The 565-nt window shown below is 55.4% G+C and carries 1 pseudogene; it reads left to right on the forward strand.

Annotation, left to right across the window (positions count from 1 at the left end):
- A pseudogene (locus tag VSR34_RS38300) lies at positions 1-300 on the forward strand (hypothetical protein); the annotation flags it as partial.
- Between the last annotated feature and the right edge of the window lie 265 nt (positions 301-565).

Genomic DNA, 565 nt, shown 5'->3' on the forward strand with positions numbered 1-565 from the left:
TGCGCATCTTCTCGGCGAAAAAAGCAAGAATCTACGCAGTTCGAAGTGAAGTTAACATTTTGGTCAACCCGAGCGTTGCGCGTAAACGTCAAGACCCCGCGAAGCAGCCTGATTTCTGCAACAACGCAGAACCAGGTCGAGAACTGGTTTGCCCGCATCCAGCGCGACGTCATTGCGCGCGGCGTATTCACCAGCACCAAGGATCTCGACAAAAAGCTCATGCGTTATATACGTCAGTACAACAAGCGGGCGCTCCCATCGAAATGGAAGTACTCCGATCCATCGCGGCGAATCCGGTGAAATTCATCCGGTTCAACGGCTTGCGGCGCTAGAAAGCGGCAGGCTCATTTGTAATGCGGTACTCAACCCGCGAATATCAAGTCGGATGCAATCCGTTGCGTAGTCCGTTCGCGGGTTACTCGTGTGCCGGGCTACGCCGCCTTGAGCATGAGCACGCAAGTCGATGGGAATTCGGGGCGTTTTGAGCGGCTTGCGTGATGTGGCGGAGGGGATCTCCCTCAGGCATCTTGCACAAACGACGCCGAAGGGAGAGTCTCGCGTTTTC

Origin of the sequence: Paraburkholderia sp. JHI2823, from assembly GCF_038900695.1 — a bacterium.
GTDB classification, from domain to species: Bacteria; Pseudomonadota; Gammaproteobacteria; order Burkholderiales; family Burkholderiaceae; genus Paraburkholderia; species Paraburkholderia mimosarum.